The organism is Pseudomonas sp. Tav-5-1A (assembly GCF_055755055.1).
Genome location: NZ_CM146901.1, coordinates 5,065,001 through 5,080,821, shown reverse-complemented (window position 1 = coordinate 5,080,821; position 15,821 = coordinate 5,065,001). Strand labels below are relative to the sequence as shown.

The 15,821-nt window shown below is 62.1% G+C and carries 18 protein-coding genes, 5 tRNA genes and 1 riboswitch; of the genes, 15 read left to right on the top strand and 8 right to left on the bottom strand.

Annotated features, from left to right (window positions below; translation table 11 throughout):
- The first annotated feature begins 3 nt into the window (after window positions 1-3).
- Window positions 4-288, top strand: coding sequence for a topoisomerase II (locus AC0J42_RS23245; protein ID WP_416426147.1), 285 nt, complete (start codon window positions 4-6; stop codon window positions 286-288).
- A 12-nt stretch (window positions 289-300) separates the two neighbouring features.
- On the top strand, window positions 301-1,287 hold the full coding sequence (astE, locus tag AC0J42_RS23240; RefSeq protein WP_473004044.1) for a succinylglutamate desuccinylase: 987 nt from the start codon (window positions 301-303) through the stop codon (window positions 1,285-1,287).
- Between the two features lie 156 nt (window positions 1,288-1,443).
- Here the strand turns inward: astE and AC0J42_RS23235 are convergent, their stop codons facing one another.
- Window positions 1,444-1,944 (bottom strand): 6,7-dimethyl-8-ribityllumazine synthase, encoded by a 501-nt coding sequence (locus AC0J42_RS23235; RefSeq protein ID WP_416426145.1) that lies wholly within the window; start codon window positions 1,942-1,944, stop codon window positions 1,444-1,446.
- A gap of 91 nt (window positions 1,945-2,035) precedes the next feature.
- Window positions 2,036-2,192, bottom strand: a riboswitch (FMN riboswitch).
- A 323-nt stretch (window positions 2,193-2,515) separates the two neighbouring features.
- Between AC0J42_RS23235 and alaS the strand changes: the two genes are divergently transcribed.
- From alaS to AC0J42_RS23200, 7 genes are all read left to right on the top strand, one after another.
- Window positions 2,516-5,140 carry an alanine--tRNA ligase gene (gene alaS / locus AC0J42_RS23230; RefSeq protein ID WP_416426144.1) on the top strand — a complete coding sequence of 875 codons (2,625 nt, stop codon included), beginning with the start codon at window positions 2,516-2,518 and terminating at the stop codon, window positions 5,138-5,140.
- A 97-nt stretch (window positions 5,141-5,237) separates the two neighbouring features.
- Window positions 5,238-6,476: an aspartate kinase gene (locus tag AC0J42_RS23225; RefSeq protein WP_416426143.1), complete on the top strand. Its 1,239-nt coding sequence runs from the start codon at window positions 5,238-5,240 to the stop codon at window positions 6,474-6,476.
- A gap of 92 nt (window positions 6,477-6,568) precedes the next feature.
- Complete coding sequence (gene csrA, locus AC0J42_RS23220; RefSeq protein ID WP_027978649.1) at window positions 6,569-6,757, top strand: carbon storage regulator CsrA; 189 nt, start codon at window positions 6,569-6,571, stop codon at window positions 6,755-6,757.
- Between the two features lie 71 nt (window positions 6,758-6,828).
- Window positions 6,829-6,919, top strand: a tRNA-Ser gene (locus AC0J42_RS23215).
- A 107-nt stretch (window positions 6,920-7,026) separates the two neighbouring features.
- Window positions 7,027-7,103, top strand: a tRNA-Arg gene (locus tag AC0J42_RS23210).
- Window positions 7,104-7,181: 78 nt separating this feature from the next.
- A tRNA-Arg gene (locus tag AC0J42_RS23205) sits at window positions 7,182-7,258 on the top strand.
- Window positions 7,259-7,336: 78 nt separating this feature from the next.
- Window positions 7,337-7,413: transfer RNA gene (locus AC0J42_RS23200), tRNA-Arg, on the top strand.
- Between the two features lie 140 nt (window positions 7,414-7,553).
- Here AC0J42_RS23200 and AC0J42_RS23195 read toward each other — a convergent pair.
- The gene (locus AC0J42_RS23195) at window positions 7,554-7,814 is read right to left on the bottom strand and encodes a hypothetical protein (protein WP_473004042.1); all 261 of its coding nucleotides are present in this window, start codon (window positions 7,812-7,814) and stop codon (window positions 7,554-7,556) included.
- A gap of 318 nt (window positions 7,815-8,132) precedes the next feature.
- On the opposite strand from AC0J42_RS23195, the gene mgtE reads away from it, so the two are divergent.
- Entirely contained in the window at window positions 8,133-9,581 is a 1,449-nt protein-coding gene (mgtE, locus tag AC0J42_RS23190) for a magnesium transporter (RefSeq protein ID WP_473004040.1), read from the top strand.
- 65 nt (window positions 9,582-9,646) lie between these two features.
- Here mgtE and AC0J42_RS23185 read toward each other — a convergent pair whose 3' ends face one another.
- Entirely contained in the window at window positions 9,647-9,973 is a 327-nt protein-coding gene (locus tag AC0J42_RS23185; protein WP_027978646.1) for an Arc family DNA-binding protein, read from the bottom strand.
- Window positions 9,974-10,351: 378 nt separating this feature from the next.
- Between AC0J42_RS23185 and phnN the strand changes: the two genes are divergently transcribed.
- Window positions 10,352-10,942: a phosphonate metabolism protein/1,5-bisphosphokinase (PRPP-forming) PhnN gene (gene phnN, locus AC0J42_RS23180; RefSeq protein WP_473004038.1), complete on the top strand. Its 591-nt coding sequence runs from the start codon at window positions 10,352-10,354 to the stop codon at window positions 10,940-10,942.
- On the opposite strand, the gene AC0J42_RS23175 is transcribed toward phnN, so the two are convergent.
- Genes AC0J42_RS23175 through AC0J42_RS23165 form a run of 3 tightly spaced genes read right to left on the bottom strand, consistent with a single transcriptional unit; the run spans window position 10,917 to window position 11,661 of the window.
- Complete coding sequence (locus AC0J42_RS23175) at window positions 10,917-11,102, bottom strand: PA3371 family protein (RefSeq protein WP_473004036.1); 186 nt, start codon at window positions 11,100-11,102, stop codon at window positions 10,917-10,919. The genes phnN and AC0J42_RS23175 overlap by 26 nt on opposite strands.
- A gap of 11 nt (window positions 11,103-11,113) precedes the next feature.
- Entirely contained in the window at window positions 11,114-11,353 is a 240-nt protein-coding gene (locus AC0J42_RS23170; protein ID WP_473004034.1) for a hypothetical protein, read from the bottom strand.
- Between the two features lie 41 nt (window positions 11,354-11,394).
- The gene (locus tag AC0J42_RS23165) at window positions 11,395-11,661 is read right to left on the bottom strand and encodes a hypothetical protein (RefSeq protein WP_473004032.1); all 267 of its coding nucleotides are present in this window, start codon (window positions 11,659-11,661) and stop codon (window positions 11,395-11,397) included.
- A gap of 45 nt (window positions 11,662-11,706) precedes the next feature.
- Here AC0J42_RS23165 and AC0J42_RS23160 point away from each other — a divergent pair.
- The 3 genes from AC0J42_RS23160 (at window position 11,707) to AC0J42_RS23150 (ending at window position 12,505) form a co-directional block, all read left to right on the top strand.
- Window positions 11,707-11,783: transfer RNA gene (locus tag AC0J42_RS23160), tRNA-Arg, on the top strand.
- Window positions 11,784-11,914: 131 nt separating this feature from the next.
- The gene (locus AC0J42_RS23155) at window positions 11,915-12,070 is read left to right on the top strand and encodes a hypothetical protein (RefSeq protein ID WP_416426135.1); all 156 of its coding nucleotides are present in this window, start codon (window positions 11,915-11,917) and stop codon (window positions 12,068-12,070) included.
- A gap of 6 nt (window positions 12,071-12,076) precedes the next feature.
- On the top strand, window positions 12,077-12,505 hold the full coding sequence (locus AC0J42_RS23150; RefSeq protein ID WP_473006894.1) for a type II toxin-antitoxin system YafO family toxin: 429 nt from the start codon (window positions 12,077-12,079) through the stop codon (window positions 12,503-12,505).
- Window positions 12,506-12,613: 108 nt separating this feature from the next.
- On the opposite strand, the gene AC0J42_RS23145 is transcribed toward AC0J42_RS23150, so the two are convergent.
- Both AC0J42_RS23145 and AC0J42_RS23140 read right to left on the bottom strand, forming a co-directional pair.
- A complete protein-coding gene (locus tag AC0J42_RS23145) occupies window positions 12,614-13,570 on the bottom strand; it encodes a PDR/VanB family oxidoreductase (protein WP_473004030.1) in 957 nt (318 codons plus the stop codon).
- A gap of 10 nt (window positions 13,571-13,580) precedes the next feature.
- A complete protein-coding gene (locus tag AC0J42_RS23140; RefSeq protein ID WP_473004027.1) occupies window positions 13,581-14,612 on the bottom strand; it encodes a Rieske 2Fe-2S domain-containing protein in 1,032 nt (343 codons plus the stop codon).
- Window positions 14,613-14,743: 131 nt separating this feature from the next.
- Here AC0J42_RS23140 and AC0J42_RS23135 point away from each other — a divergent pair, with 131 nt between their 5' ends.
- Entirely contained in the window at window positions 14,744-15,643 is a 900-nt protein-coding gene (locus AC0J42_RS23135) for a LysR family transcriptional regulator (protein WP_473004025.1), read from the top strand.
- Window positions 15,644-15,821: the final 178 nt, after the last annotated feature.

Genomic DNA, 15,821 nt, shown 5'->3' with positions numbered 1-15,821 from the left:
CCCATGTCCGACGCCCTGCGGCTGATTCTTGAAGACACCGACGGCACCCAGCTGGAAACCTCCTGCACCCGTCTTGCCGTGGTCTGGCAAGGCAAGGAGCTGTGGATTCAGCAGGACGGCCGCGGCCAGCTGCTGATTGGCGTTGACGTAGAAGAAGGCGACGCCGAATACGCCAACCTGCTGCTGCGCCCACTGGCTACCAACCTGGTCAGCCTGCAACTGGAAATGGAACCGGCCGACGCCGGTGAAGACGACGACCATGTGCATGGTCCGGACTGCAACCACTAAGGACTGACGCCTATGCTCGCCCTCGGCAAGCTGCTTGAATTGACCCTCGCCGGCCGTGAGCCGGCAGAGAAGACTCAGCTGACGGTCGAAGGCGTGCGTATGCGCTGGCTCGGCGAGGGGGCCCTTGAGGTCCGCCCGCCCGAGGCCCGCGACAATGGCCTGGATTTGCTGTTGTCGGCGGGCATCCACGGCAACGAGACAGCGCCCATCGAGCTGCTCGATGGCCTGTTGCATGACATCGCCCGCGGCACCCTCAAGCCGCGCGCCCGCATTCTTTTCCTGTTCGGCAACCCCGAAGCGATCCGTCGCGGCGAGCGTTACCTGGAGCAGGATGTAAACCGTCTGTTCAACGGCCGGCACGAGCTGTCCAGCGGCCCCGAGGCCCTGCGCGCCTGTGAGCTGGAGCGCCTGGCGGCGACCTTCTTCAGCCAGCCTGGCCGCACCCGTCTGCACTACGACCTGCACACCGCCATTCGTGGCTCGAAGATCGAGCAGTTCGCGCTGTACCCGTTCAAGGAAGGGCGCGAGCACTCGGCGCGCGAGCTGGCGCGCCTGGAGGCGGCCGGCATGGAGGCGGTGTTGCTGCAAAGCAAGACGTCCATCACCTTCACGGCCTACACCTACGAACAGCTGGACGCCGAGGCCTTCACCCTGGAGCTGGGCAAGGCGCGGCCGTTCGGGCACAACCAGCAGGTCAACCTGACGCCTCTGGAAACCCGGCTCAAGCAGATCATCGAAGGCAGCGAGCCTGAGGTCGAGCAGCCGCAGCACTTGAAGCAGTTCCGCGTGGCGCGGGAAGTGATCAAGCACAGCGATGCGTTCCGCTTGCACCTGCCGGCGGACGTGGAGAACTTTTCCGAATTGCCTCAGGGCTACCTGCTGGCCGAAGACCTGGCCGAGTGCCGCTGGATCGTGGAGGAGGAGGGTGCGCGCATCATTTTCCCCAACCCCAAGGTCAAGAACGGCCTGCGCGCCGGCATTCTAATCGTCCCCGCCTGACCTGTAGCCGCTGCCGCCAGGCTGCGCTGGGCCTGTGCCTCACTGAACATCTTCAGCGTACAAAAAGGCCAGCGCAGCCTGGCGGCAGCGGCTACGGGATTTGCGTCGTAGCCGCTGACGTAGGCTGCGCTGGCCCTTCAAGCCGATAGAAAGCTATCAGGCGACTTTGTGCTGCGCAGTCAGGCGGCGCAGGGCGCGGACTTTCTGCAGGGTGTCGGCGCAGGTGTTCGCTGCTTCGTGGCCCTTGTGCAGGAAGTGCTTGAAGAAGTAATCGTGGTGTTCCTGGCCGTGGAAGTTGTGCGGGGTCAGCGACACCGAGAACACCGGCACTTCGGTTTCCAGTTGCACTTGCATCAGCGCGTCGACCACGGTGGCGGCGACGAAGTCGTGGCGGTAGATACCACCGTCCACTACCAGGGCTGCGCCGACGATGCCGGCATAACGGCCGGTCTTGGCCAGCAGCTTGGCGTGCAGCGGGATTTCAAAGGCGCCGCCCACTTCGTAGAAGTCGATGTCGCTTTCCTGGTAGCCCAGTTGAGTGATCTGCTCGACAAAGCCGATACGGGCCTGGTCGACGATATCCTTGTGCCAGCAGGCCTGGATAAAGGCGATGCGCTCGTTTGCGTGGCTTTTGCTGTCGATTGCGGTGGGTTGCATCTACGTTGACTCCTGTTTGTATGAAAAACAGGGCAGTTGGATCGAATGGGATTCAAGGGTACGCGGTATGCCGTCGGCCCATGTGTACCAATCCCGTTCTCTCTTCATCCGGACTATGACCGTCGGCCCCGGAATCACACCGGGTCTGCTGACCTTGCCAGGCCTGTGGCCTGCCAAGCGCTCGCGGGCTAGACGCCTTGCGCGCCATTACCGCCGGTGGGGAATCGCACCCCGCCCTGAGAACGTTGCCACCCATTGGTAGGTGGCGAACGATTTTTAACATACTTTTTTGCACTATGCATCGCCCCTGCGCTAGCGATTTAGTCGTAGACGACACTGTTCATGTGGGAGCTGGCTTGCCAGCGAGCTTGTGGGGGATCAACAACTCGCTGGCAAGCCAGCTCCCACAGGGTGTACAGATCGTCGGGTTTTTTTCACTTAATACCCATATATTGACAGGCTGTGGACTGTACCGTGGCCTCAGGGCCGATATAATGCGGCCCTTTGCCGTCGAAACGTCCAAGTACGTTACGCACTGGCCTATGGCCGCAGCCTGTCGTGGAAGAACCTAATGAAAAGCGCAGAAATCCGTGAAGCCTTCCTTCGCTTCTTCGAAGAGCAAGGCCACACCCGTGTAGCCTCCAGCTCCTTGATCCCGGGCAATGACCCAACCCTGCTGTTCACCAACGCGGGCATGAACCAGTTCAAGGACTGTTTCCTGGGCCAGGAAAAGCGCGCGTACACCCGCGCCGTCAGCAGCCAGAAGTGCGTGCGTGCCGGTGGCAAGCACAACGACCTGGAAAACGTTGGCTACACCGCCCGTCACCACACCTTCTTCGAAATGCTGGGTAACTTCAGCTTCGGCGACTATTTCAAGCGCGACGCCATCACCTACGCCTGGACCTTCCTGACTTCGCCGCAGTGGCTGAACCTGCCCAAGGAGAAGCTGTGGGTAACGGTCTACGCCAGCGATGACGAAGCCTACGACATCTGGACCAAGGAAGTCGGCGTGCCGGCCGAGCGCATGGTGCGCATCGGCGACAACAAGGGCGCCCCGTACGCCTCCGACAACTTCTGGACCATGGGTGACACCGGCCCGTGCGGCCCGTGCACCGAGATATTCTTCGACCACGGCGCCGACATCTGGGGCGGCCCACCCGGCTCGCCGGAAGAAGACGGCGACCGCTACATCGAGATCTGGAACAACGTCTTCATGCAGTTCAACCGCACTGCCGACGGCGTGCTGCACCCGCTGCCAGCGCCGTCGGTGGACACCGGCATGGGCCTGGAGCGCATCAGCGCCGTGCTGCAGCATGTGCACTCGAACTATGAGATCGACCTGTTCCAGAGCCTGCTGGCCGCTTCGGCCCAGGCCATCGGCTGCAGCAACGACAACCAGGCGTCGCTGAAAGTAGTGGCTGACCACATCCGTTCCTGCGGCTTCCTGATTGCCGACGGCGTGCTGCCGTCCAACGAAGGCCGCGGCTACGTGCTGCGCCGTATCATTCGTCGCGCCTGCCGCCACGGCAACAAGCTGGGCGCCAAGGGCAGCTTCTTCTACCAGATCGTCGCGGCCCTGGTGGCCGAGATGGGCGAAGCGTTCCCGGAACTGAAAGCCCAGCAGGCGCACATCGAGCGCGTGCTGAAAGCCGAGGAAGAGCAGTTCGCCAAGACCCTGGAGCAGGGCCTGAAAATCCTCGAGGCCGACCTTGCCGAGCTCAAAGGCAACGTGGTCCCGGGCGACGTGGTGTTCAAGCTGTACGACACCTACGGCTTCCCGATGGACCTGACCGGCGACATCGCCCGTGAGCGCGAGCTGACCCTGGACGAAGCCGGCTTCGAGAAGGAAATGGAAGCCCAGCGCGTGCGCGCTCGTGCTGCCAGCTCGTTCGGCATGGACTACAACGCCCTGGTCAAGGTTGACGTGCCGACCGTGTTCACCGGCTACAGCAACACCCAATCCAGCGCCAAGGTCGTCGCCCTGTACAAGGAAGGTGTCTCGGTGCAGCAACTGGCCGAAGGCGAAGAGGGCGTGGTCATCCTCGACCAGACCCCGTTCTACGGCGAGTCCGGTGGCCAGGTCGGCGACCGTGGCTACCTGCTGGCTGGCAACGGCCGCTTCGACGTGCGTGACACCACCAAGACCGGCGGCGCGTTCCTGCACCACGGCGTGGTCTCGCTGGGCAACCTGAACGTCGGCGCCGAGCTGACCGCCCAGGTGGACGGCGACATGCAGCAGGCCACCTCGCTGAACCACTCGGCGACCCACTTGCTGCACGCGGCCCTGCGCCAGGTGCTGGGCGAGCACGTGCAGCAGAAAGGCTCGCTGGTGGACAGCCAGCGCCTGCGCTTCGACTTCAGCCACTTCGAGGCCATCAAGCCCGAGCAGATCAAGGCGCTGGAAGACATCGTCAACGCCCAGATCCGCAAGAACAGCGCGGTGGAAACCGAGGAAACCGACATCGACACCGCCCGCGCCAAGGGCGCCATGGCCCTGTTCGGTGAGAAATACGGCGACCAGGTCCGCGTGCTGAGCATGGGTGGTGACTTCTCCGTCGAGCTGTGTGGCGGTATCCACGCCAAGCGCACCGGCGACATCGCCCTGTTCAAGATCATCAGCGAAGGCGGCGTGGCCGCAGGCGTGCGCCGTATCGAAGGCGTCACCGGCGCCGCGGCCCTGGCGTACCTGAACGGTGCCGAAGAGCAGCTCAAGGAAGCCGCGCAGCTGGTCAAGGGCAGCCGCGACAATCTGATCGACAAGCTGTCGGCCGTGCTGGAGCGCAACCGCCAGCTGGAAAAACAGCTGGAGCAACTGCAAGCCAAGGCCGCCAGCGCGGCCGGTGACGATCTGTCGGCCGCGGCCGTGGACGTCAAGGGCGTTAAAGTCCTGGCGGCACGCCTGGACGGCATGGACGGCAAGGCGCTGCTGGCGCTGGTCGACCAGCTGAAGAACAAGCTGGGCGAGGGCGTGATCCTGCTCGGCGGCGTGCACGAGGAAAAAGTGGTGCTGGTGGCCGGTGTCACCAAGGAACTGACCTCGAAACTGAAGGCCGGCGACCTGATGAAACAGGCTGCCGCGGCAGTCGGTGGCAAGGGCGGCGGTCGTCCGGACATGGCCCAGGGTGGCGGCGTCGACGCCGGCGCGCTGGATGCAGCCCTGGCCCTGACCGTACCGTTCGTCGAACAAGGTCTCTGATTCACCCTCGCGGGTGCCTGTTGTCTAGTAGCAGGTTCCCGCGTTGTAGCGTTTGAATGTTTAATGGGCGCCCTTCACGGGCTGAGGCGGCTTTGAAATGGCTTTGATCGTACAAAAATTCGGAGGCACCTCCGTCGGCAGCATCGAGCGTATCGAGCAGGTAGCCGAGAAGGTTAAGAAATTCCGCGAAGCCGGCGACGACCTGGTGGTTGTACTGTCTGCCATGAGTGGTGAAACCAACCGCCTGATCGAGTTGGCGAAACAGGCCAGCGGCGGCGACCAGCCGGTCCCGCGCGAGCTGGACGTGATCGTCTCCACCGGTGAGCAGGTCACCATTGCCTTGCTGGCGATGGCGCTGATCAAGCGTGGCGTGCCGGCCGTGTCCTACACCGGCAACCAGGTTCGCATCCTGACGGACAGCTCGCACACCAAGGCGCGCATCCTGCAGATCGACGACCAGAAGATCCGCTCCGACCTCAAGGCCGGGCGTGTCGTGGTCGTGGCGGGCTTCCAGGGCGTGGACGAGCACGGCAACATCACCACCCTGGGCCGTGGCGGCTCCGACACCACTGGCGTGGCCCTGGCTGCGGCGCTGAAGGCCGATGAGTGCCAGATCTACACCGACGTCGATGGTGTCTACACCACCGACCCGCGCGTGGTGTCCACGGCCCAGCGCCTGGACAAGATCACCTTCGAAGAGATGCTGGAAATGGCCAGCCTCGGTTCCAAGGTGCTGCAGATCCGCGCCGTCGAGTTCGCCGGCAAGTACAACGTCCCGCTGCGCGTGCTGCACAGCTTCCAGGAGGGCCCGGGCACCCTCATTACTATCGATGAAGAGGAATCCATGGAACAGCCGATCATTTCCGGCATCGCCTTCAACCGCGATGAAGCCAAGCTGACCATCCGTGGCGTACCGGATACCCCGGGCGTGGCGTTCAAGATCCTGGGCCCTATCAGCGGCGCCAACATTGAAGTGGACATGATCGTGCAGAATGTTTCGCACGATAACACCACCGACTTCACCTTCACCGTGCACCGCAACGACTACCAGTCGGCGCTGCAGGTGCTGGAAAACACCGCCAGCGAAATCGGCGCGCGCCAGGTCATCGGCGACACCAAGATCGCCAAGGTGTCCATCGTCGGCGTCGGCATGCGCTCGCACGCCGGTGTTGCCAGCCGCATGTTCGAGGCCCTGGCCAAGGAAAGCATCAACATCCAGATGATCTCCACCTCGGAAATCAAGGTGTCGGTGGTTATCGAAGAGAAGTACCTGGAACTGGCGGTGCGCGCCCTGCACACCGCTTTCGAACTGGACGCCGCCCGTCAAGGCGAGTAAGCGTTCGAGTGCACGAGGCGCGGCTTAGCCGCGCCTTTTGCTTTTTTGCAGATTGTGTTTGTTCCCACTGCGGTGGGTGAGGAGAAAAGGTAATGCTGATTCTGACTCGTCGGTGCGCGGAAAGCCTGGTGATTGGTGATGGCGAGATCACCGTGACCGTGCTCGGCGTCAAGGGCAATCAGGTGCGTATCGGCGTCAACGCCCCGAAAGAGGTGGCTGTACACCGCGAGGAAATCTACCTGCGGATCAAGGAAGAGCAGGCCGAAGAACCAAGTGCTTAATTAATTTAGGTTTTTTTGAAAAAAGTGCTTGCGTCGAAAAGGGGCTATCGATAATATACGCCCCGTGTTGCGGAGAGCTGGCCGAGTGGCCGAAGGCGCTCCCCTGCTAAGGGAGTACACCTCAAAAGGGTGTCGGGGGTTCGAATCCCCCGTTCTCCGCCATTATTTCTTTAGGGCGTTGAAAGCTGGCTTTTTAGGTAAGTTGTTGAAATTACTGAAAAAAGTGCTTTACAAAAGTTTTTAACGAACTATGATGCGCGGCAACATATGCACTCGTAGCTCAGCTGGATAGAGTACTCGGCTACGAACCGAGCGGTCACAGGTTCGAATCCTGTCGAGTGCACCATTTAAGAGGCTTGTTTCGGTAACGGAAGAAGCAGCTTGCAACAAACCAGAGGTGATCTGGTCCATCAAGTACCATCGTGCACTCGTAGCTCAGCTGGATAGAGTACTCGGCTACGAACCGAGCGGTCACAGGTTCGAATCCTGTCGAGTGCACCATTTTACGAAGGTTGTTTCGGTAACGAAAGAATCTTCAGCTTCAACCAGAGGTGATCTGGTCTACCAAGCGCCAACCCTGCACTCGTAGCTCAGCTGGATAGAGTACTCGGCTACGAACCGAGCGGTCACAGGTTCGAATCCTGTCGAGTGCACCATACAAGTGAAAGCCCGCCTTCTTCTGAAGGCGGGCTTTTTGCTTTCTGGCTCCGCGACAATGAAATCACCGTGCTCTCTTCGCGGGCAGAGCCCACTCCCACGTAGCAGCGGCCCCAGGCCGCGTCCCAGGCGCCGCCGATCAAGGTGCCTCACTCATTCGCCTCATCTCGTCATCCAGGCTTTTGCGCTCCGCCCGCTCCTTGGCACCCGAACGCTCGCTCTTGCTGCTCAAATACGGGTGGTAGGCCTGCTGCAGGCTCTGCAGCGTCCCTGGTGGGCATTGCTGGGTGGTGAACGTCAAGTGTCCGTTTTCATCCTCGCAACGCGACACGGTCTGTGCCAGCGCACCCAGGGCAGGGCACAGCAGCAGCCCTGCCAGTAGCCAACGCTTGGTTTGCATCGAACGTCCTCCATGACTGTGCGGTCCAAAGCGTAACGGCAATTGCGCTGCCTGGGGCTGTGATTTGTTTTCCACATGCGTCGTCGCAATTCCCGGTACTCGAACTGCGCCCAGATTTCGCGCGCAAGCATTTGTTCTTGCCAGATTTTTTCGCGTTAAAAGCCGGCAGCCGGTGTATCATTGCGCCCGTCAGCCCCGCCGGGGCTTTGGATTATTTCCATGGACTTACCCAGTAGTTACTCAATAGCTCGCTACACCTATCAAGAATCGACCGATTGAACCTCCGGCGTGCTCCGCTGCTGGGGGTGGAGTTCGCCTATGACCGAAGTAGAAGTTAAAAAGCCGCAGGACAGCCTGCAGGATCGCCTGGCCCAGGTGGTCGACCTGCTGCAGCGCCAGCGCGTGGTCGAAGACCTCACGCACCGCCAGGAAGGCCAGCATGGTGATCTGGTCGAAAACCTGGTGCACCGCCAGAACCTGGTCGAGCTGCAGCGCAAGCTCGACGACTTGCACTCCGCCGACGTCGCCTACATTCTTGAAGCCTTGCCCCTGGCAGACCGCCTGACGGTCTGGCAGCTGGTCAAGGTGGAGCGCGACGGCGACATCCTCCTGGAAGTCTCCGACTCGGTGCGCGAGACCCTGATCGCCGACATGGACGATCACGAGCTGCTGGCCGCCGCCAAGGAGATGGACGCCGACGAACTCGCTGACCTGGCCCCCGAGCTGCCCCGCGACGTGGTGCACGAGCTGATGGAAAGCCTCGATGCCCAGCAGCGTGAGCGCGTGCGTTCGGCGTTGAGCTATGACGAGGAGCAGGTCGGTGCGCTGATGGACTTCGAGATGGTCACCATCCGCGAGGACGTCAGCCTGGAAGTGGTGCTGCGCTACCTGCGCCGCCTCAAGGAGCTGCCCGGCCACACCGACAAGCTGTTCGTGGTCGACCACGACGGCGTGCTCAAGGGCGTGCTGCCGATCAAGCGCCTGCTGGTCAACGACCCGGAGAAGCAGGTGGCCGAAGTCATGGCCAACGACCCGGTGTCGTTCCACCCTGACGAGGACGCCTACGACGCCGCCCAGGCGTTCGAGCGCTATGACCTGATCTCGGCCCCCGTGGTGGACAAGAACGCCCGCCTGATCGGCCGCCTGACCATCGACGAGATGGTCGACCTGATTCGTGAAGAGAGCGAGACCGAAGTCCTCAACATGGCCGGCCTGCGCGAAGAGGAAGACATCTTCGCCTCGGTGTGGCGCTCGCTGCGCAACCGCTGGTCGTGGCTGGCCATCAACCTGATCACCGCTTTCGTCGCCTCGCGGGTGATCGGCCTGTTCGAAGGCTCCATCGAGCGCCTGGTGGCCCTGGCCGCGCTGATGCCCATCGTTGCCGGTATCGGTGGCAACTCCGGCAACCAGACCATCACCATGATCGTGCGCGCCATGGCCCTGGACCAGGTGAGCCCGGGTAACAGCAACACCACGCGCCTGCTGCGCAAGGAACTGGCAGTGTCGTTGATCAACGGCATCGTCTGGGGCGGGGTGATTGGCGTGGTGGCCTACCTGCTCTATGGCAGCTGGTCACTGGGTGTGGTGATGACCGCGGCCATGACCCTCAACCTGCTGCTGGCGGCCTTCATGGGCGTTATAATCCCCATGACCCTGGCCAGGTTCGGCCGCGACCCGGCCATGGGCTCCAGCGTGATGATCACCGCCATGACCGACAGCGGCGGCTTCTTCATCTTCCTGGGCCTGGCGACCCTGTTCCTGATGTAGGTCGAACCCGCGCCCACAAAAAAGCCAGCTTTCGCTGGCTTTTTTCATGGGCTTTTGGCGAGCGCTCACGAGGCGTCGGCAGTGGCCTCGGCGTTGTGGTCGATCAGCGACACCAGCGCGTTCTGCTGGCGGTGCGACAGTTGGCGGAAGCGTTGCAGCAGTTCACGCTCGTGCAGCGACAGCTCCGGGCTGTCCAGGCGCATGCTCAACTCTTCGCCCAGGGCGCCTTCCTGAATCAGGCTCTGTTCCAGGCGGGCGATGATTTCCGAGTTCATGCTACGGTGATGATTACGAGCTACCTCTGCAATGCGCTCACGCATTCCATCGGGAAGGCGTACGACGAATTTGTCAGCCGTACGGCTGGAGTAAATAGCCTGTTTCATTGGGCGCATATATTTGACCGTTTAGTTCAGGGGGAGCGGTTCTCGAAATTAGCCGCACGATGTGTTTACGACAGTCGATACAGCAAAAGTTCAACCTGAATTGTGAAAGAGGCTTCTATGATGCCTCATAGTCGCCATTTCGTTGGCGCCAATTCTGTGACAAATATTGAACTGAATAAGGGCTTTTTGCCAGCACCAATTGTCGAAAATGAGCACTGGTTGGAAAATCCCCGTTCGCCTGTCGACTGCCCGGTTTCGTCCCGCTATCTCGAGAGGTGCTCTGGCTCGTCCGGTACAACCTGTGCACAATGACGCGCGAGCTACCCTATGATTCAGCATAGTGGCATTTTGGCAGGTTGCCAGCATGCTGCCATACAGAGCGATGAGATGTCGGGACGTTTGATCTACCTGATGGGGCCTTCCGGGGCCGGCAAGGACAGTGTCATCGATGCGGCGCGCGGCGCCTTGCAGCGGGCTGACGTGCACGTGGTGCGACGGACCATCACGCGGTCCGCCGAAGCCGTTGGCGAACATGCCATCGGCGTCAGCCCGGAAACCTTCGCGCGCTTGCGCGAGGCGGGCGAGTTTGCCATGAATTGGCAGGCCAACGGGTTGCAATATGGTATCGGCCGTGACATCAACGCGCGGCTTGCCGGCGGCCAGCACGTGTTGGTCAACGGCTCCCGCGCCTGGCTGCCCCAGGCCCTGCAGCTCTACCCCGGACTGATCCCGGTGCTGGTCACCGTCGACAGCGCCGTGCTGCGCCAGCGCCTGCAGGCCCGCGGGCGCGAAACCGCAGCGCAGATCGACGAGCGCCTGGCACGCAACGAGCGCCTGCAGGCCGAGCCGGGGCAATGGGAGGAGGGAAGCGTGCGCATCGAGGCGCTGGACAATTCCGCAGACCTTGCGTCAGCGGTGCAGCGCCTGATGGCGCTGCTGGCCCGTCACGGCATCAGCGCAGCGACGGATCGAACTTGATCTTGCGGCCGCGCAGCAGCGCCAACAGCAGCAGCGCGGTCGACACCCCACTGGCAATGCCCAGCACCGCGCTGGCCTGGCCGGCATCCGGTGGCAAGGTCACGGCCGCCAGGAAGCTGGTAAGGGCGATCAGAAAAAAGGCCCATGCGCTTTTCGACATGTGCTGCTCCTTCAAAAGGTATAGCGGTCAGTATGGATCACCGGCACCGATTCGCCCTGTTCCTGCTGCGAGGTCAGTACCGACATCCCTCTGTGCGGCTTCATGTCCGCCACCTGCGCGGCCGGCCGGGCCATGAAATGCTCCGCCTGGACATGCACCAGGGCGGCATCGGGTTGCGCCTCGTCATGGAAATGAAACGCCACCAGGGCAACGAGGGCCAACACATTCAGGGCAAAGAGGGTGCTGTTCATGGGGCTTGTCTCCGCAGAGTGAAGGGCTGCCTGGCCACTTTTTATGCAAGTGAATACAGCAGGCGCCGTGCCAACTCTGAAAGTCGGATAAAACCCAATGATTTCAGTAGTTTACAGGGTTTTGGCGACAGTGGCAGGTTGCAATCTGCAAGATGGCATTCTGGCAGCCTTGCAAAATGCACGGTCGCCGCAGGCCCCTGTGCCAGAGCGTCCGCGCCGTCATCCGGAAAAGTTCCCTCGGCGTTCACCTTGCCTACAGGCAAAAAGGCCACGGATGACATGACAAATGCGGGGCGGCTGGTTAACATGCTCGCCGTCCATCGTGCTGCGGGTTCCTCGCAGCGCTCAGCAAGGTCTCAGTAGCTCAATTGGATAGAGCATCCCCCTCCTAAGGGGAAGGTTGGCAGTTCGAACCTGCCCTGGGACACCATATTGTTCGCCTCGCCCGTCGTCTCATGGGCAAATGTGTTGCGCCATCCTTCAGATCCCGTGCTGCGCGTTGCTCGAAGCCGACCCATCCCCTATGATTGATCCAGATTGAGCCGCTATCAGGAGGCGGAAATGATTGTTCAGGCCGCAGCTCCAAAAAAAGTCGTCGCCAAGCGCAAGAAAGCTGGCAAGAAGCTCACATTCGAAGATGTGCGAATCGCTGCTCGCGGCGGAGAGTCTGCATTTGATCATTACGTCGAGACTGGAAAGCTCCCCGTCTCTAAGTGAGCCTTTCTGTCTGTAATCAAAGTATCAGACCTCTTCAAGCAGTCTCATGGCTGGTACGATTTCTTCGTTGAATTTCACGATTACAAGCTCTGTGGCGATCTCCCGGACATTTTCGGGCGAGATGAAGAGCTGGATCTTGATGATCTCTATCACATCCATCTCGCCGCCACCGAGGCCACCCAGGCTCGATGGCGTGCTGCAAGAATGCAGTTTTGGCGCACCACAGACGCCAAGCATCCCGAAGAAGACTTTTGGCTAATCTACGCCTACGAACCTCTCCGGGGAGAATATCTGCTGCTCACAATCCTTGGGCCTGATGCTCATAGCCGTGATCGCTGGGGAGCTTATCTGCGTGACATTCATCACGAGATTGTCGGTCCTTGGGTTAGAGGCCAAGTTCAATATTACGACCCCGACGATACGGTGCAGGAGTAGGGGGCGACTCGTGGATCGTGCGCACTCGCCATCTATACGTCGGGAGTACAAATGTTCTCTCGTCGTATTCCTCTATATATAGAAGCACCGCCTTGGCCCGGATGCTGGCTATATCCCCAACACCAACCGCCCCGACCGACTCCGCGAACAGCACAGCGCCATCTGGTCATTCAACTCCTTCTCCCCATCACTCAACACGCTATCCCTGTGACACGGCGTCCCTTCCAGCACCCGCGTCAGGCACGCCCCGCAAAACCCCTGCTCACACGACACCGGTACTTCAACCCCTGCCGCCATCAGCGCCTGGGCGATGGATTGCTCGGCCGGTACCTGCACCACCTGGCCGGTGGAGTTGACCTGGACTTCGAACGCATCGCCGGCCACCGCCTCAGCTGCTACCGGGGCGAACGCTTCTTGATGGATCTGCGCTGGCGCCCATTCCAGCCCCAGCGCCCGCTCGGTCATGTGGCGCATGAAGGGGGCGGGGCCGCACAGGTATAGATGTGCGTTGGGGGCGGGGTGCAGGAGGTCGTCCGGCAGGTGCCGGCGCGGGCTTTTGTCCTGGTCGCTGTGGTGCAGATGCACCTGCCCTGGGGTGAACTGGGTTTCCAGCCGTTCGGCGTAGGCCGCTTCGGCGCGGGTGCGGGTGTAGTAGTGCAGGGTGAACGGCTGCTGCTGTTCCTTTAATACGCTGGCCATGGACAGCAGTGGCGTGATGCCGATGCCGGCGGCGACCAGCACGTGGTGGCCGGCAGGCTGCAGGGCGAACAGGTTGCGTGGTGCGGAGATCTCCAGCTGGGCGCCAACCGCCAGGTGCTGATGGATGAAGCGCGAACCGCCCCGCGACTCGGGTTCGCGTTTCACACACAGCTCGTAGTGGTCCCGGTGGGAAGGCGCGCTGGCGATCGAGTATTGCCGGGTGAGGGCGCCGGGCAGGAATACGTCGATGTGCGCGCCAGCGCTGAACGCTGGCAGCGCCTGGCCGGGCAGCGGCTCCAGGCGGACGCCCAGGTTGCCGGCGCCTTCGGCGGCCAGTGCGGCGACGGTGACGGTGAGGCGGTTCATGGCGTGCCCCTCAATACAGGAAGAACTGGCTCAGGCCCTGGTTGCGCAGGCCCTTGCGGTAGGCGATGGAGCTCATGTCGGCGGGGATGTGCACTTCCAGCATCGGGTCCAGGGGCAGGCGCTCGGGTTTCTGCGACTCGACGATCAGGCGGTCTTCTTCGAACACTTTGAGGTTGAAGGCGTGGCAGTCCTCCACGGGCAGGTCCTTGTCGAAGTTGCGCGCGATGGGCGCGAACAGGCGGGTGACCTTCGACGACACCGGCGAGGCGGCGTTCATGATCACCAGCCGGCCGTCGTTGGGGAAGTGCACGGTGAGGGTGGCGGTGAAGGGCAGGTGCACCTGGAAGTGCCGCAGCCAGTTGAAGTCGTCCGGCGCCTTGCCGTCGACGCCGATGGGGTAGTTGCCCACCGAACTGTTGTAGTGCACTTCGAAGCCGCTGCCGGTTTCCACCGGGCGATAGGGCGGGATCTGGGTGTTGTCGGGGTCGCCGAAGGTGTCGGTGTGCACGAAGCCGAAGTGCGCGACGTCAAGGAAGCCTTCCAGCTGGCGGCCGGCGAACGCCTGGATGTCCACGGTGGGGCAGATGATCTGCTGGAATTGCGGGTCGTCCCAGTGGGGCATCAGCGGGATATCGACGCTGTCGCTCTGCAGGTCGAGGCAGGTCCATACCAGGCCGTAGCGCTCCACGGCGGGGTAGGTGTGCAATTGCATGCGCGCCGGGATGGCAGCGTTGGGGCTGGCCGGCACTTTGTTGCAGCGGCCGCCGTTGCCGAAGCGCAGGCCGTGGTAGGGGCACACCACGCCCTCGCCGTCGCTTTTGCCCATGGTCAGCGGCACGCCGCGGTGCGGGCAGACGTCGCGGGCCACCACCAGCTCGTCGTCCATGCGGTACAGCACCAGCGGTTCGTCCAGCAGCATGGCCTTGACCGGCTCGCGGCCGACGGCGGCGGATTGCGCGATGGGGTACCAGTGGGCGCCAAGGATGCGCCAGTCGCTTTCAATGAAGGTGCAGTGCAGGGGGAGGGAGCGATCTTGGTTCATGGTGTGTCACTCATCAGGCTTCGGCGGTCTGTAAGGTGCGCTGTAGAGCGCTTATGGGATGGACTTTAGAAGTGCGTCGTGATGAACTCCAGCATCGTTTTTTCACTGTCGCGTTGCAAAAAAGGCAACACATGTTCCCGTTCTCGCGCTTCACCCGTTACTTTCTGGAAGTGGCCAGGCACCGCAGCATCCGCCGCGCGGCGGAGGTGCTGCATGTGTCGGCGTCGGCCATTGATCGGCAGATTCTCAAGGTCGAGGAGGAGTTGGGCGTGCCCTTGTTCGAGCGCTTGCCCAGCGGCCTGCGGCTGACGGCGGCGGGGGAGTTGCTGTTGGCCAATGCCCGCCAGTGGCAAAAGGACTACGGCCGCACCCGTGAGCAGATCGATGAAATGCAGGGGCTACGCCGCGGCCATGTGGAGATCGGCCTGATCGACGCTTTGAGCGAGGGCATCGTCGCCGAGGCGGTGGCGGCGCTGATGGCGCAATACCCGGGGCTGACGTTTGGCATGAAGGTGGCAGACAACCAGAAAGTGGCGCAGATGATCACCTCGGCCGAAGTGGACTTTGGCCTGATGCTCGACGCCAGCGACAGCAGCGAGCTGGCCATCAATGCCAGCGCTCCGGTAAAAATGGGCATTGCCATGCCGGTGTCGCACCCGCTGGCCGGCAAGCCGAGCCTGCGGCTCAGCGAGACCCAGGGCGAAACGGTGATCTTCCCGGCCGAACCGCTGGTGGTGCACAAGCACGTGCGTACCCTGCACGACCAGCTGCGCCTGGACGTGCGGCAGCGCGTGGCCTGCAACGACCTGCGCATGATGCGCTCGCTGATTCGCCAGGGCGTGGGGGTAGGGATGTTGTCCTGGCTGGACGTGGCCAGCGAAGTCGCCGAAGGGACAATCGCCTTCGTGCCGTTGACCGGCATTCATGTGAGCCACCCGGTGCTGTGCCTGTGCGTAGCGCCCCACCGGCAGCTGTCACGCGCAGCGCTGCTGGCGCTGGCAGACGTGCGAGGCAGGCTGGCCGCCATATAGAAAGCGCCCCCCCCAAAAATCTCCCGGCGTACAACCAAGGCGGCCCCCGGAGATGCCACTGACATAACTGGCCCGAAACAAACGGGTAGTACCGGCGGGGCGGCCGTCCGCCGCAGGCCGGGTCGCGCCGCGCGGGCGGCGCTCGATGTCATGAGGCTTGAAGATTCCCAGGCATGCA

What these genes read in the sequence shown, in the direction of transcription:
- AC0J42_RS23145 (WP_473004030.1), bottom strand. Translation starts at nt 13,570, where the DNA reads ATGAACCGCCTCACCGTCACCGTCGCCGCACTGGCCGCCGAAGGCGCC.
- AC0J42_RS23165 (WP_473004032.1), bottom strand. Translation starts at nt 11,661, where the DNA reads ATGTTAACCAGCCGCCCCGCATTTGTCATGTCATCCGTGGCCTTTTTG.
- AC0J42_RS23135 (WP_473004025.1), top strand. Translation starts at nt 14,744, where the DNA reads ATGTTCCCGTTCTCGCGCTTCACCCGTTACTTTCTGGAAGTGGCCAGG.
- AC0J42_RS23170 (WP_473004034.1), bottom strand. Translation starts at nt 11,353, where the DNA reads ATGAACAGCACCCTCTTTGCCCTGAATGTGTTGGCCCTCGTTGCCCTG.
- AC0J42_RS23195 (WP_473004042.1), bottom strand. Translation starts at nt 7,814, where the DNA reads ATGCAAACCAAGCGTTGGCTACTGGCAGGGCTGCTGCTGTGCCCTGCC.
- AC0J42_RS23245 (WP_416426147.1), top strand. Translation starts at nt 4, where the DNA reads ATGTCCGACGCCCTGCGGCTGATTCTTGAAGACACCGACGGCACCCAG.
- astE (WP_473004044.1), top strand. Translation starts at nt 301, where the DNA reads ATGCTCGCCCTCGGCAAGCTGCTTGAATTGACCCTCGCCGGCCGTGAG.
- csrA (WP_027978649.1), top strand. Translation starts at nt 6,569, where the DNA reads ATGCTGATTCTGACTCGTCGGTGCGCGGAAAGCCTGGTGATTGGTGAT.
- AC0J42_RS23155 (WP_416426135.1), top strand. Translation starts at nt 11,915, where the DNA reads ATGATTGTTCAGGCCGCAGCTCCAAAAAAAGTCGTCGCCAAGCGCAAG.
- AC0J42_RS23185 (WP_027978646.1), bottom strand. Translation starts at nt 9,973, where the DNA reads ATGCGCCCAATGAAACAGGCTATTTACTCCAGCCGTACGGCTGACAAA.
- mgtE (WP_473004040.1), top strand. Translation starts at nt 8,133, where the DNA reads ATGACCGAAGTAGAAGTTAAAAAGCCGCAGGACAGCCTGCAGGATCGC.
- AC0J42_RS23175 (WP_473004036.1), bottom strand. Translation starts at nt 11,102, where the DNA reads ATGTCGAAAAGCGCATGGGCCTTTTTTCTGATCGCCCTTACCAGCTTC.
- AC0J42_RS23140 (WP_473004027.1), bottom strand. Translation starts at nt 14,612, where the DNA reads ATGAACCAAGATCGCTCCCTCCCCCTGCACTGCACCTTCATTGAAAGC.
- phnN (WP_473004038.1), top strand. Translation starts at nt 10,352, where the DNA reads ATGTCGGGACGTTTGATCTACCTGATGGGGCCTTCCGGGGCCGGCAAG.
- AC0J42_RS23235 (WP_416426145.1), bottom strand. Translation starts at nt 1,944, where the DNA reads ATGCAACCCACCGCAATCGACAGCAAAAGCCACGCAAACGAGCGCATC.
- alaS (WP_416426144.1), top strand. Translation starts at nt 2,516, where the DNA reads ATGAAAAGCGCAGAAATCCGTGAAGCCTTCCTTCGCTTCTTCGAAGAG.
- AC0J42_RS23225 (WP_416426143.1), top strand. Translation starts at nt 5,238, where the DNA reads ATGGCTTTGATCGTACAAAAATTCGGAGGCACCTCCGTCGGCAGCATC.